At 67.3% G+C, this 12892-nt stretch carries 16 protein-coding genes and 1 pseudogene; 12 read left to right on the top strand and 5 right to left on the bottom strand.

Annotation, left to right across the window (positions count from 1 at the left end):
- The coding region (gene dnaG, locus Q8M82_RS03565) for a DNA primase (protein ID WP_305690008.1) at positions 1-948 on the bottom strand (948 nt) is incomplete at its 3' end.
- 117 nt (positions 949-1065) lie between these two features.
- Between dnaG and Q8M82_RS03570 the strand changes: the two genes are divergently transcribed.
- The 3 genes and pseudogenes from Q8M82_RS03570 to Q8M82_RS23410 all read left to right on the top strand — a co-directional run bounded on the left by Q8M82_RS03570 (position 1066) and on the right by Q8M82_RS23410 (position 1726).
- On the top strand, positions 1066-1341 hold the full coding sequence (locus tag Q8M82_RS03570) for a type II toxin-antitoxin system VapB family antitoxin (RefSeq protein ID WP_305690009.1): 276 nt from the start codon (positions 1066-1068) through the stop codon (positions 1339-1341).
- A pseudogene (locus Q8M82_RS23405) lies at positions 1338-1448 on the top strand (type II toxin-antitoxin system VapC family toxin); the annotation flags it as partial. The gene Q8M82_RS03570 and the pseudogene Q8M82_RS23405, both read left to right, overlap by 4 nt.
- A gap of 86 nt (positions 1449-1534) precedes the next feature.
- Positions 1535-1726: a type II toxin-antitoxin system VapC family toxin gene (locus tag Q8M82_RS23410; RefSeq protein WP_371126221.1), complete on the top strand. Its 192-nt coding sequence runs from the start codon at positions 1535-1537 to the stop codon at positions 1724-1726.
- A 20-nt stretch (positions 1727-1746) separates the two neighbouring features.
- Here Q8M82_RS23410 and Q8M82_RS03580 read toward each other — a convergent pair whose 3' ends face one another.
- Positions 1747-2208: a GatB/YqeY domain-containing protein gene (locus Q8M82_RS03580; protein WP_305690010.1), complete on the bottom strand. Its 462-nt coding sequence runs from the start codon at positions 2206-2208 to the stop codon at positions 1747-1749.
- Between the two features lie 154 nt (positions 2209-2362).
- Between Q8M82_RS03580 and carA the strand changes: the two genes are divergently transcribed.
- From carA to Q8M82_RS03600, 4 genes are all read left to right on the top strand, one after another.
- Positions 2363-3571 (top strand): glutamine-hydrolyzing carbamoyl-phosphate synthase small subunit, encoded by a 1209-nt coding sequence (gene carA, locus Q8M82_RS03585; protein ID WP_305690011.1) that lies wholly within the window; start codon positions 2363-2365, stop codon positions 3569-3571.
- A gap of 362 nt (positions 3572-3933) precedes the next feature.
- Positions 3934-4803, top strand: coding sequence for a prephenate dehydrogenase (locus Q8M82_RS03590; RefSeq protein ID WP_305690012.1), 870 nt, complete (start codon positions 3934-3936; stop codon positions 4801-4803).
- Positions 4800-6422 carry an ABC-F family ATP-binding cassette domain-containing protein gene (locus Q8M82_RS03595; RefSeq protein WP_305690013.1) on the top strand — a complete coding sequence of 541 codons (1623 nt, stop codon included), beginning with the start codon at positions 4800-4802 and terminating at the stop codon, positions 6420-6422. The genes Q8M82_RS03590 and Q8M82_RS03595 overlap by 4 nt, the downstream gene beginning before the upstream one ends.
- Before the next feature lie 169 nt (positions 6423-6591).
- Positions 6592-7020, top strand: a complete 429-nt coding sequence (locus Q8M82_RS03600) for a group III truncated hemoglobin (RefSeq protein ID WP_305690014.1) — start codon at positions 6592-6594, stop codon at positions 7018-7020.
- A 3-nt stretch (positions 7021-7023) separates the two neighbouring features.
- On the opposite strand, the gene Q8M82_RS03605 is transcribed toward Q8M82_RS03600, so the two are convergent.
- On the bottom strand, positions 7024-7959 hold the full coding sequence (locus Q8M82_RS03605; RefSeq protein ID WP_305690015.1) for a LysR substrate-binding domain-containing protein: 936 nt from the start codon (positions 7957-7959) through the stop codon (positions 7024-7026).
- 87 nt (positions 7960-8046) lie between these two features.
- Between Q8M82_RS03605 and Q8M82_RS03610 the strand changes: the two genes are divergently transcribed.
- Both Q8M82_RS03610 and Q8M82_RS03615 read left to right on the top strand, forming a co-directional pair.
- Entirely contained in the window at positions 8047-8946 is a 900-nt protein-coding gene (locus tag Q8M82_RS03610; protein ID WP_305690016.1) for a DMT family transporter, read from the top strand.
- Between the two features lie 68 nt (positions 8947-9014).
- A complete protein-coding gene (locus tag Q8M82_RS03615; protein WP_305690017.1) occupies positions 9015-9536 on the top strand; it encodes a GNAT family N-acetyltransferase in 522 nt (173 codons plus the stop codon).
- A 172-nt stretch (positions 9537-9708) separates the two neighbouring features.
- Here Q8M82_RS03615 and Q8M82_RS03620 read toward each other — a convergent pair whose 3' ends face one another.
- Positions 9709-10962: an SAM-dependent methyltransferase gene (locus Q8M82_RS03620; protein ID WP_305690018.1), complete on the bottom strand. Its 1254-nt coding sequence runs from the start codon at positions 10960-10962 to the stop codon at positions 9709-9711.
- A gap of 135 nt (positions 10963-11097) precedes the next feature.
- Between Q8M82_RS03620 and Q8M82_RS03625 the strand changes: the two genes are divergently transcribed.
- The 3 genes from Q8M82_RS03625 (at position 11098) to Q8M82_RS03635 (ending at position 12486) form a co-directional block, all read left to right on the top strand.
- A complete protein-coding gene (locus Q8M82_RS03625; protein ID WP_305690019.1) occupies positions 11098-11361 on the top strand; it encodes a PilZ domain-containing protein in 264 nt (87 codons plus the stop codon).
- 115 nt (positions 11362-11476) lie between these two features.
- A complete protein-coding gene (locus tag Q8M82_RS03630) occupies positions 11477-11701 on the top strand; it encodes a hypothetical protein (RefSeq protein WP_305690020.1) in 225 nt (74 codons plus the stop codon).
- 92 nt (positions 11702-11793) lie between these two features.
- A complete protein-coding gene (locus tag Q8M82_RS03635) occupies positions 11794-12486 on the top strand; it encodes a class I SAM-dependent methyltransferase (RefSeq protein ID WP_305690021.1) in 693 nt (230 codons plus the stop codon).
- Positions 12487-12506: 20 nt separating this feature from the next.
- Here the strand turns inward: Q8M82_RS03635 and Q8M82_RS03640 are convergent.
- The coding region (locus tag Q8M82_RS03640; protein WP_465248065.1) for an MBL fold metallo-hydrolase at positions 12507-12892 on the bottom strand (386 nt) is incomplete at its 5' end.

A 12892-nucleotide genomic window follows, 5' to 3' on the forward strand; every position in this document is an offset into this window, starting at 1 on the left:
GGCGGCCTTGCGGCCGGCCTTGTCGCCGTCGAGGCAGATCACCGGCTCGTCCGCCATGCGCCAGAGCAGCGTCAACTGGTCCTCGGTCAGCGCGGTGCCGAGCGGGGCGACGGTCTGCGGAAAGCCGGCGAGCGCCATGGCGATGACGTCGACATAGCCCTCGACCACGATCGCCTGCCCGGTGTCATGGGCGGCCTTGCGGGCGTTGTGGTGGTTGAACAGCAGCGAGCCCTTGTGGAAGAGCGGCGTCTCCGGCGAATTCAGATATTTGGCCGAAACCTCCGCGCTCATCGCCCGCCCGCCGAAGGCGACGACACGCCCGCGCGAATCGTGAATCGGGAACATGATGCGGTCGCGGAAGCGGTCATAAGGGACGGCGATCTCGTCGCCATGCACGAGCAGTCCCGCCTCCATCATCAGCTCGGCCGAGACGCCCTTGGAAGCGAGATGGTCGCGCAGCGCAAAGCGGTCCGCCGGGCCGTAACCGATCCGAAAGCGCGTCTGCGCCTCGCCGTCGAGCCCGCGCGAGGCGAGGTAGCGCCGCGCAGACCCACCCCGATCACCCATCAGTTCGGCCTCGAAGAAGCGCGCCGCCAGTTCCACGACCTCGTGCAGGCCCTTGCGCCGCTCCTCCTGGACCTGCGCCTCCTGCGTGATCTTGGGCAGGGTCACGCCGGCCTCGGCCGCCAGCTTCTCGACGGCTTCAGGGAAGGACAGCCCTTCCGTCTCCATCACGAATTTGAAGATGTCGCCGTTCTTGCCCGACGAAAAATCGAAGAAGGAGGCCTTCTGGTCGTTGACGAAAAAGGAGGGTGTCTTCTCCGCGTTGAACGGCGACAACCCTTTCCACTCACGCCCCACCTTGGCCAGGCGCACGCGCTTGCCCACCACTGCCGAGACCGGCAGCCGCGCCTTGATCTCTTCCAGAAGGGAGGGCGGGAACTTCATCGCTGTCTATGTGGGCGCGAGCTTACCGAAAGCCAATCGCAGATGTCGCGGGAGGCCGGTTTGTTGGCGCTATCCACAGCGCCATGATAAAGAAAATCGGCCAGAAGGAAGAAAGCCATGGCGCTGAACATCAAGGATCCGGAGACGGAGAAGGCCGTGCGGACGCTGGCGAAGCGCCGCGGCCTCAGCCTGACCGAAGCCGTGCGTCAAGCTGTCAGCAGCGAGCTCGGCAAGGATGAATTGTCGGAGGACGAGAAGGCGCGACGGATCGCGGAGAGCAAACTCTGGTTGGCGGAATTTTATAAGAAATACGACATCAAGCCAGCCGAGCGTTCGATGACCAAGGAAGAGATGGACGATATCGTCGGTTATGACGAGAACGGCCTGTGGTGAAGATCGTCGTCGATAGCTCGGTCGTCATTGCCATTCTGACGCATGAAAACGACGCCGAGTCCTGGCTCGAGCAAATCGCCTCAGCGTCGGATCTTTGCATCTCTGCCGTCAATGCGCTTGAGGCTCGCATCGTGTTGGAGATGGGCAGAAGGCTCGATCCCGCACGCTTCGACGACCTACGAGCAGATGGAAGATCGACGTCGTCCCCTTCGACGAACCCCTCTCCCATCTCGCCTTCGAGGCCTATCGCCGCTTCGGCAAAGGCCGGCCCCCCGCGAAGCTCAACATGGGTGACTGCGCCGCCTATGCTCTGGCCAAGGCGCGCGGCTGGCCGCTGCTGTTCAAGGGCGAGGATTTCACCCAGACGGATATCGAGCGGGCGTGAGCCCACTCGTCACCTGAGCCTCAGCCCGCCAGCGCGGCCTTCACCAGCCCGCTCGCCTTGCCGAAATCCATCTGGCCGGCGTAGTTCGCGCGCAGGATCGCGATGACCTTGCCCATGTCCTTGACTGAGGCCGCCCCGCTCTCGGCCACCGCCGCGGCGATCGCGGCCTTCACCTCGTCATCCGACATCTGCTTGGGCAGATAGGCGGAGATCACATCGACCTCGGCCTTCTCGCCGGCGGCGAGCTCGGGGCGGCCATTGGCCTCGTAGATCGAAATCGATTCCTGGCGCTGCTTGATCATCTTCTGCAGCAGGCCGAGAACCTCCTCGTCGGTGGCCTCGCCCTTGCCGGCGCCGCGGGCCTCGATGTCCTTCTCCTTGAGCGCGGCGATGATCAGGCGGATCGCGGCGACCTTTTCCTTCTCACCGGCCTTCATCGCCTCCTTCATATCGGGCATGAAGCGCTCGCGCAGGCTGGTCATGTGGGTATTCCCTCGTTGTTCGTCGGGCTCTGCGCCCGCGTCGATTGACGGCATGGGAGCGCGTCTTTAAGGCTCGCGCTCCAGACGACGGCGAGCGAGACCGCTGCCGCCCATGCATTGCCGCAGCTAGCGCGGCCTGGACCGAGACATAGACATGACCGCACATGAAGGAAACCCCGCCGCGAGCGGCTGGAGCGAACCGCGCGCGACCGCCTTGCTGGTCCTCGCCGACGGCACGGTGCTGGAGGGCTTCGGGCTCGGCGCCACCGGTGAAGCGCCGGGCGAGGTCTGCTTCAACACGGCGATGACGGGCTATCAGGAAATCCTGACCGACCCCTCCTATGCCGGCCAGATCGTCACCTTCACCTTCCCCCATATCGGCAATGTCGGCGTCAACGACGACGACACCGAGACGGTCAACGCCGCCGCCTCCTCGGGCGTGCGCGGCATCGTGCTCCATGCCACCATCACCGAGCCCTCGAACTGGCGCGCGAGCCGCCATTTCGACGCGTGGCTCAAGGCGCACAACATCGTCGGCATCTGCGGCGTCGACACCCGCGCTTTGACCGCCCTGATCCGCGACAACGGCATGCCGAACGCGATCCTGGCCCACAGCCCCGATGGCGTCTTCGACATTCCGCGGCTCCAGAAGCTCGCCGCCGCACTGCCGGACATGGCGGGCCTCGACCTCGTGCCGATGGTCACCTCGGCCCAGCGCTACGACTGGGACGAGACGCCCTGGCAGTGGCCAGCCGGCTACGGCAAGCGCGACGGCGGCGCCCATAAGGTCGTCGCGATCGATTACGGCGTGAAGCGCAACATCCTGCGCCTGCTGTCCAAGGCCGGCTGCGACGTCACCGTCGTGCCTTCGACCGCCTCGGCGGAGGAGATCCTGGCGCTGCAGCCGGACGGCGTCTTCCTCTCCAACGGCCCGGGCGACCCGGCCGCGACCGGTGAATACGCCGTCCCGGTGATCAAAGAGCTGCTGGCGAAGAAGGTCCCGACCTTCGGCATCTGCCTCGGCCATCAGATGCTGGCGCTCGCCGTCGGCGGCCAGACGATGAAGATGAAGCAGGGCCATCACGGCGCCAACCACCCGGTGCAGGACAAGACGACCGGCAAGGTCGAGATCGTCTCGATGAACCACGGCTTCGCGGTCGATCCCGCCTCGCTGCCGGCGCACGCTGTCGAGACCCATGTCTCGCTCTTCGACGGCTCCAACAGCGGCTTTGCCCTGACCGACCGTCCGGCCTTCAGCGTCCAGCACCACCCGGAGGCCTCGCCCGGCCCGCAGGACAGCCACTATCTGTTCAAGCGCTTCGTCGAGATGATGGATGCGGAAAAGGCGAAGACGGCAGCCTGAGACGGCGTACGCTGACAGTCGAGGGATATGACGATGCGAACCGCGCCGTCATCCCGGACAAGCTGCGTAGCAGCGCCGCTCCGGGATCCATCGTAGAGCGCCGGAGCCCTCCGATGGATCCCGGCGCTCCGCTTCGCTACGGCCGGGATGACGCCGCGCAGGGTGGGCGAGCTTCCATGCCCAACATTGACAGCCCCCGTCTCCTGCGCTTCAAGCGCCCCATGACCCCAGCGACCTTCCTCGCCCGGACCTATTACGCCCCGTCCTCATAAGGCGGGTCGCATTCTCATGCTTCAACCGCCGCGCTGGCGGTTGAACACAGGCAGTCACCCGGCATCGCGGCCCCTCCAGGGAACCCGACGATGCCACGCCAGCGCAAATCCTTCTCCTCTCTCGGCCTGCTCGGCTTCGGCGCCTTCGGGCAGCTGATGGCGCGCCACCTCCAGCCGCATCTTCGCCTCGTCGTGTGCGATCCCGCCCGGCCGCCACAGCCTGATCCGCCGGGCAAGGGACTGACGCCGGGCGACATCGCGGCGGTGGCGGCCTGCGACATCGTCGTGCTCGCCGTACCCGTCGACGCGATGGCGCAGGCGATCGCGAGCCTGCGCCCGCATCTGCGCGCCGGCACCGTCGTGCTCGATGTCGGCTCGGTGAAGATCGAGCCCGCCCGCCTGCTGCTCTTGGGCTTGCCGGAGCATGTCGAGATCATCGGCACGCATCCGCTCTTCGGCCCGCAGAGTGCGCGCGAGGGGCTGAGGGGTCTGAAGATCGCGCTCTGCCCGATCCGCGGCGGCAGCACAGGGCGCATCGCCGCCTTCCTGCGCCGGAGCTTCGCCCTCGACGTGATTCTGACCACGCCGGACGCGCATGATCGCGACATGGCGCTGGTCCAGGGCCTGACCCATCTCGTCGCCAAGATCCTCGTCCGGATGGAACCCGTGCCGCGCCGGATGACCACCCGCAGCTTCGAGCTCTTGATGCAGGCGACCGAGATGGTGCGCCACGACGCACCCGGCGTCTTCCTCGCGATCGAGCGCGCCAATCCGCATGCGCGGGCCGTGCGGGAGCGATTCTTCGCCCATGCGCAGGCGCTGACCCAGGCGCTGGAGCGACACGATCACCCCGAGCCCGCATCCAGCTGCCGCGATGAACCGGAACCCGGCTCTTCCGCACCGGGCCATCCTGCCCTATTGCAGCGCAACATCATCCCTGAGCGTCACGCGAAAACATGATCCGCCTCGAAAACATCGGCAAGCAGAACGGCCAGCAGATCGTCTTCATCGAGGCCTCGGCCTCGCTTCTGAAGGGCGAGAAGGTCGGCCTCGTCGGCCCCAACGGCGCCGGCAAGACCACCCTGTTCCGGATGATCACCGGCCAGGAGCAGCCCGATGAGGGCATGGTGCAGGTCGATCGCGGCATCACCATCGGCTATTTCAGCCAGGATGTCGGCGAGATGCAGGGCATGAGCGCGGTCGCCGCGGTGATGGACGGGGCCGGCCCGGTCAGCACCGTCGCCGCCGAGCTGCGCGAGCTGGAAGCCGCGATGGGCGATCCCGACCGTGCCGACGAGATGGACGAGATCATCGCCCGCTATGGCGAGGTTCAGGGCCGCTTCGAGGAACTCGACGGCTATGCGCTGGACGGCCGCGCCCGTGAGGTGCTCGACGGGCTCGGCTTCAGCCAGGAGATGATGGACGGCGATGTCGGCGCGCTCTCGGGCGGCTGGAAGATGCGCGTCGCGCTCGCCCGCATCCTGCTGATGCGCCCCGACGCGATGCTTCTCGACGAGCCCTCCAACCATCTCGACCTCGAGAGCCTGATCTGGCTCGAATCCTTCCTCAAGGGCTATGACGGCGCGCTGCTGATGACCTCGCATGACCGCGAGTTCATGAACCGTATCGTCGGCAAGATCGTCGAGATCGATGCCGGCGCGCTGACCGCCTATTCCGGCAATTACGAATTCTACCAGCAGCAGCGGGCGCTTTCCGAGAAGCAGCAGCAGGCGCAGTTCGAGCGCCAGCAGGCCATGCTCGCCAAGGAGGTCGCCTTCATCGAGCGCTTCAACGCGCGCGCCTCCCACGCCGCCCAGGTCCAGAGCCGCGTCAAGAAGCTCGACAAGATCGAGAAGGTCGAGCCGCCCAAGCGCCGCCAGACCGTGTCCTTCGATTTCCCGCCCGCCCCGCGCTCGGGCGAGGACGTCGTCACGCTCAAGGGCGTCGACAAGCGCTATGGCAGCCGCACCATCTACGAGGCGCTCGACTTCCAGATCCGCCGCAAGGAGCGCTGGTGCGTGATGGGCGTCAACGGCGCCGGCAAGTCGACTTTGCTGAAGCTGGTGACCGGCTCGACCGAGCCCGATTCCGGCAGCGTCGCGCTCGGCGGCTCGATCAAGCTCGGCTATTTCGCTCAGCATGCGATGGAGGTGCTGGACGGCGACCGCACCATCTTCCAGACGCTGGAGGATCGCTTCCCCCAGGCCGGCCAGGGCTCGCTGCGCGCGCTCGCCGGCTGCTTCGGCTTCTCCGGCGACGATGTCGAGAAGCGCTGCCGCGTGCTCTCCGGCGGCGAGAAGGCCCGGCTCGTCATGGCGCTGATGCTCTATGATCCGCCGAATTTCCTCGTGCTCGACGAGCCGACCAACCATCTGGACATCGCAACCAAGGAGATGCTGATCAACGCGCTGGCGCAGTACGAAGGCACGATGCTCTTCGTCAGCCACGACCGGCACTTCCTCGCCGCGCTCTCCAACCGCACGCTGGAACTGACACCCGAGGGCATTCATGCCTTCGGCGGCGGCTACACCGAATACGTCGCCCGCACCGGCCAGGAGGCGCCGGGGCTTCGGAGCTAGAATGCACTGATCGGGCTCGGAACCACGACGTCATCCCGGACAAGCTGCGAAGCAGCGCCGCTCCGGGATCCATCGTAAGGCTCCGGAGCCCTCCGATGGATCCCGGGCAAGCCCGGGATGACGGCGTGGTTCCGAGTACAATCAACAGTCTGCAGCCGGGCCTCTCCCCATGACCGACAATCCCCTCACCCGGCCCGGCGCCGCCCACCCCGCCATCACCGAAGCGGTGATCGCGACGCTGGTCGCGCGCTTCTACGAACGGGCGCGCGAGGACGCCGTGATCGGGCCCATCTTCATGGGCGCGGTCGCGGACTGGGACGAGCACATCGCCAACATCGCCGATTTCTGGAGCTCGGTGATGCTGCGTACGGGGCGCTATCACGGCCGGCCGATGCGCCCGCATCTGATCCTGCCGCTGGAGCCACAGCATTTCGACCGCTGGCTCGCCCTGTTCGAGGAAACGGCGGCAGAGATCTGCGGCGAACCCGAGGTTGCCAACGAATTCATCATCCGCGCCCGGCGCATCGCCGACTCATTCGAGATGGGGCGCGCCTCGGTCACCGGCGCGATCGCCCGCCCGCGCCACAGCCGGGACTGAGCCTCAGCGCGACCGCGCCTGCGCGTCGAGGAAGCCGTCGATCTCGCCTCCCGCAAACCCGGCTTCGGCTGCGATCCGGCGCGCCAGCGTCGCGGCGGCCGGGCGCGGCGCTCCCGTCGGCCGATCGAGCCAGTAGGATACGGGGTTGAGCGCTGTCCGCGCATCGACCGGCAGCAGCCGCCCCCCGGCGAGTTGCTCCTGCGCCAAGGGCGGCCTGGCCAGCGCGATGCCCAGGCCATGGGCGGCGGCGTCGAGCACGATGTTGTAGTCGTCGAAACGGCGGTCCTGCGGCCTCGGCCGGTAGTCCAGCCCGCAGGCCGCAAACCAGGCGCGCCAGCCGGCCGCGTCGGAATCATGGATCAGCGGATGCGCCAGCAGGCGCTGCGCGTCCTCGCCGGTCGCGATCGATGCGGCGAGCCCAGGCGAGGCGATCGGGAAGCACCATTCCTCGAACAGCTTGAGCGAGATGCGGCCGGGAGCCCCGCCGCGACCGCAGCGGATGCCGAGATCGACCCCCTCCTCCTCGAAATCGATCCGGCGATGCTCCGCCTGCAGCACGATGCGGAGACCCGGCGTCGGACCCTCCAGCGCCGCCAGCCGCGGCATCAGCCAGAGCGAGCAGACGGAGGGCGGAGCGCTGAGCCTGACGACCGCCGCGCCGCGCTGTTCGCGCCAGCGATCCGAGGTGTCGGCGATCAGCGCGAAGGCCTCCTGCGTGCGCGTCAGCAGATGCGCCCCCTCCGGCGTCAGCGCGACACCACGCGCCTGCCGCAGGAACACCCGCAGACCCAGCCAGTGCTCCAGCCGGGCGACCTGCCGGCTCACCGCGCCATGAGTCAGGTTCAGCGCCAGCGCGGCGGCCGAGAAGCTGCCGGTGCGGGCAGCTGCCTCGAAAGCCCGAAGGGATTCGAGCGGCGGCAGGGTCGAGCTGTGATCCATACTCACAGCTCATGCATCATTTGATGGTTTGTCAATCATCCGCCGCGGGTCTCTATGGAGAAGGTCGCACGCCAGCCGGAGACCCCGATGCCGACCACCAGCCACCCGCTGCCCCGTGATGGCGGCGTTCGCCTCGACGGGGTCCTGCTCTTCACGGTGCCCTTCACGATTCTCGCCTGGGCCTCGTCCTTCCCCGCGATCCGGGCCGGGCTGGCGGGCTTCGGTCCAGCTGAGATGGCCGCGCTGCGTTTTGGCCTGGCCGGCGCCGCGGCGGCGCTCTTCCTAGCGATGCGACGCGCGCCCCTGCCCGCCCGAGGCGACCTCTGGCGCTTCGGCTTCGGCGGCACCTTCTTCATCGCGGCCTATGCCGTGCTGCTCAACATCGGGCAGCAGGTCGTGCCGGCCGGCCCGGCCAGCTTCATCATCAACACCAACCCGATCATGACGGCGCTGCTGGCCATGCTGCTACTGGGCGAGCGCTTCAGCCGGCTGGCCTGGACGGGCACCGCCCTGTCCTTCGCCGGCATCGGGCTGATCGCGCTCGGCAAGGGGCTCGATGTCGAGATCGGGCTGTCGGTGCTGCTGATCCTCGGCGCCGCACTCTGCAATGCCGTCACCACCGTCGTGCAGAAGCCGCTCTTCGCCCGCTACGAGCCGCTCTCGGTCGCGGCCTGGAACCAGGCGATCGGCGGCCTCGTCCTCCTGCCCTTCCTGCCGGGCGCAATCGTGCAGGCGGCCTCCGCCCCTGCCGTCTCCTTCTGGTCGGTGGTCTATCTCGCCATCGTCCCCAGCCTGATCGGCTACGCCACATGGGCGGTGACGCTGTCGCGGCTGCCGGCCGGCCGTGCCTCCAATTTCCAGTACTGCGTCCCGCCGATGGCGACGCTGATCGGCTTCCTCTGGCTCGGCGAGGTGCCGACGCCTCTCACCCTGATCGGCGGCCTGATGGCGCTCGGCGGCGTGGTGGTCGTCAACCTGAAGCGCTGAGAATGGATTGTCCGTCTGGAGGCGTGCTGGCTTGTCCGGCACGCACAGCCATGATGGTCTAGCGTGCCATGACCGCCCTCCTTTCCATCCGCCCCCTCACCGCAACCGACGCCGCCACCTATCGCGCCCTGCGCCTCCAGGCCCTGCGCGATCATCCGGAGGCCTTCGGCGCGAGCTATGAGGATGAGGCCGCCCGCAGCCTGGAGACGACGGCGAAGCGCCTCGATGGCGGCCCGCTGAACTGCATCTTCGGTGCTTTTGCGGGAGACTATCTCGTCGGGACGGCCGGCTTCGTCGTCCCCGACCGCTCCACAAAATTCCGCCACAAGGGCCTGCTCGTCGGGGTCCATGTCGCGCCCGCCCATCGCGGCAAAGCCCTCGGACGCCGGCTGGTGGCGGCCGTCATCGACCATGCCCGCTCCCATGTCGTGCTGCTGCAGGCCGCCGTGGGCGTCGCCAATGCGCCCGCCCTGCGGCTCTATGAGAGCCTCGGCTTCCGGCACTACGGGCGCGAGGAAAAGGCGCTGCGGGTCGATGGCGCCTTCGTCGACGAGGCGCTGATCGTGCTGGATTTTGCGGCCGAGGGCTGAGCGCGGCCGCAGCTTGTCTGCGGTATCCCTCAGCCCCTCATCCTGAGGAGCCGCGTCAGCGGCGTCTCGAAGGATGCTCCAGGAGGCTCCGGAACCATCTGGAACATCCTTCGAGACGCGCTCCTGCGGAGCGCTCCTCAGGATGAGGACCCAGGCGATGACCCCAAAGAGCCTAAAACCCCCTCGCCGCCAGCGCCTTCTCGTCGTCCTGAATATAGTCCCGGATCACCGGCACGGCGCTCTTGTGCGGGCCGAGCAGGAGCTGGAAGACCATGTCGCCGCCGATGTCGAACGAGATCGAACAGGCGCAGAGATAGAACTCCCACATCCGCGCGAAACGCTCGCCCATCATCGCGACGACCTGCGGCCGCTGCGCCATGAAGCGCTCGCGCCAGACCTCCAGCGTCCAGTGATAATGCCGGCGCCAGAACTCGCAGTCGGAATGCCAGAGACCGGTTTGCTCCACCGCCGCGAACACCTCCGACAGCGCCGGCGCATAGCCGCCAGGGAAGATGTATTTGTCGAAGAACGGACCCGTGAAGCCCGGCGGTCCGACGCGTCCGATGCAATGGACCAGCGCGATCCCGTCCGGTGTCAGCAGGTCGCGGATCTTTTCGAAATATTCGAGATAATGCGCGACGCCGACATGCTCCATCATGCCGACCGAGACGACGCGGTCGAAGCTGCCGCCAAGCTCCCGATAGTCCTTGTTGACGAAGGTCACCGCGTCGCCGACGCCAGCGGCATCCGCGCGCTTCTGGGCGGCCGCCATCTGGTCGGGTGAGACGTTCAGGCCGGTCACCTTCGCGCCGCAGGCCTTCGCCAGATAGATCGCGAGTTCCCCCCAGCCCGAGCCGATGTCGAGGACCGTCATCCCCGGCTCGATCTTCAGCTTGGCGGCGATGTGGCGTAGCTTGGCCCGCTGCGCGTTCTCCAATCCAACCTCCGGCGAGTGCCAGTAGGCGCAGGAATAGGTCATCGTCTCGTCGAGCCAGAGCCGGTAGAACTCGGTCGGGATGTCGTAGTGGTGCTTGACTCGTCTGCCGGCGACGCCGAGCGGGTTGTGCATCCGGAACCGCCGGATCCTGAAGCGCAGCGCGCGGATCAGCTTCTGGATCGGGTGCTTGCGTAGCTCCTTCCGCTGCAGCCAGAACAGCGTCAGCAGGTCGTGGATCGTGCCCTCCTCGAAGTCGATCCGCCCGTCCATATAGCCTTCGGCCAGCGCGAGCTCCGGATTGAGGAAGAGCTCGCGCTCGATCCGGTCGTCATGGAAGCGCACGGTGACGGAGGGTGCCGTCTTGACGATCCCGGCAAAGCGCAGTTCACCGGGCCCCGGCCCGAAGATGTGGCGCGTTTCGTCCGGCGTGATCACCGTCAGGCGTCCTATCCTGACGAAATTCTTCAGCAAACGCGGTAGCAAAAACATTCACAGCCCTCACCCCGCCTCGATTTAGAGCATGTCGAAGCTTTCGGGGAAACCTCCGGCAACGAGACAGCAACGTCAGCCCCGCTCCACCCCGGACCCGCATGATGCCTGGCGACAAGGAGCGGACGATACGGCATGGACAAGCGGTTCTCGAAGCGCTGGCGCTCGCATCTGCGGATGGCGAAGCTGTTCGACCGCTCGCAGCGCTTCCTCGTCGAATGCCGCATCCTCGATCTCTCCGCGACGGGGGCACGGCTGAAACCGCAGAGCGACCGGCCGCTGCCGCTCGAACTGCATCTTCAGGACGAGGTAATGGAGGTCTCGAAGCGCGCCACCATCGTCTGGATCCGGCAAGGCGAGATCGGGATCCGCTTCGCGCCCGATCCCGATGCCGGTTGAGCTCCGTGTCATGACCGTTCGCCCGCGCAGCTCACAGGATCGGGACGGCTCGGGGAACCCGAGACCGCCATGCGCGTTCACGAACTCGACGACGCATCCGCCGCCTGACGGGACAATGATGGACGACGACCGCATCACCCGCATCGCACGCGCGCTCTGCCGTTCAGCCCGCATCGATCCCGACGGCATTCTGCCAGGAGAAGACGCGGACCCGGAACTCCTGCGCCACGATGTCCGCGGCCAGATCGGCGGCCGCGAAGTCCCTGCCTGGACGATGTTCCGCGGCGCCGCCCTCACCTTCATTCAGGCCCATGAGGAGCGTGTCGTCGCGCCCCTCTGAAGCTCGCCAGCGCTTGCTAAGCGGGTCCCCCGCGGCATAGTGCTCGCCACCCCGCGCGGCACCGGCCGCGCATTCCGGCGGAACGGCGAAGCATGTCCTGGCGCGATTTCTGGAACGGCGAGCACGCGATCTATGTCTCGCCACGCCATAAGACCTTGCACTACCGCCAGATCGCGACCGACCTGATCGGCCATATCCCGGTGCCCGATGCCGTCGTGCTCGACCATGGCTGCGGCGAGGCGCTCGATGCCGCCCGCGTCGCCGGCCAGTGCGGCCGGCTCTATCTCTGCGAGGCCGCCCCCAGCGTTCGCGACAAGCTGCGCGCCATGCTGGGCGGCAAGGCGAATGTCACCGTGGTCGCACCCGAGGAGGTCGAGGCGCTGCCCGACGCGACGCTCGATCTCGTGGTCGCCAACTCGCTAATCCAGTACCTGTCGCGCGACGAGCTGGTCGCCCTGCTCGGAACCTGGCACGCCAAGCTCAAGCCCGGCGGCAAGCTCGTCGTGGCCGATATCATCCCGCCCGACATCAGCCCGCTGACCGACGCCTCCCAACTCCTCGCCTTCGCTTGGCGCGGCGGGTTCCTCATCGCGGCGCTGGCGGGCCTCGTCCGCACCGCCTTCTCGGACTACCGCAAGCTGCGGGCGCAATACGGCCTCTCGACCTATCGCATCGACGACATCGCCGGCCTGATCGCGGCGGCGGGGTTCGCGGAGGTGTCGCCAGCGAAGAATTTCGGCCACAACCCGCATCGGCTGACTCTGGTCGCGCGCAAGGCGGGGTGAGGCCGACCCACGGTGCCCTGCTAGAACCGCCAGTTCGCCGGCACCCATGCATAGCCGCCGTCGATCTTCAGCATGTGGCCGAGCCCCGGAAACGGGTAGTGGAAACCCAGGACAAGCATCTGCTCCGCCGCGGCGCGATCGAAGATCCGTCGGCGCGCGGCCTGCGCCGCCTCCTGGTCGCGATCGGGACCGGGACGCCACGGGCGGTCGATGTTCACGACCGGGTGATAGGCGAGATCTGCCGTCAGCAGCAGTTGATCGGTTCCGGAATGGACCAGGAAGGCGGCCATCCCGGGGGTATGGCCCGCCGCGGCAAGGGTCGTGAGGCCGGGAACGATCTCGCGGCCCGGTTCGTAGAGTTCGACCGTGTCGGCGACGGGCTCCACGCTTCGCTTGATCGCCGCAC

Origin of the sequence: Allobosea sp. (genome assembly GCF_030694325.1) — a bacterium.
Lineage (GTDB): Bacteria > Pseudomonadota > Alphaproteobacteria > Rhizobiales > Beijerinckiaceae > Allobosea.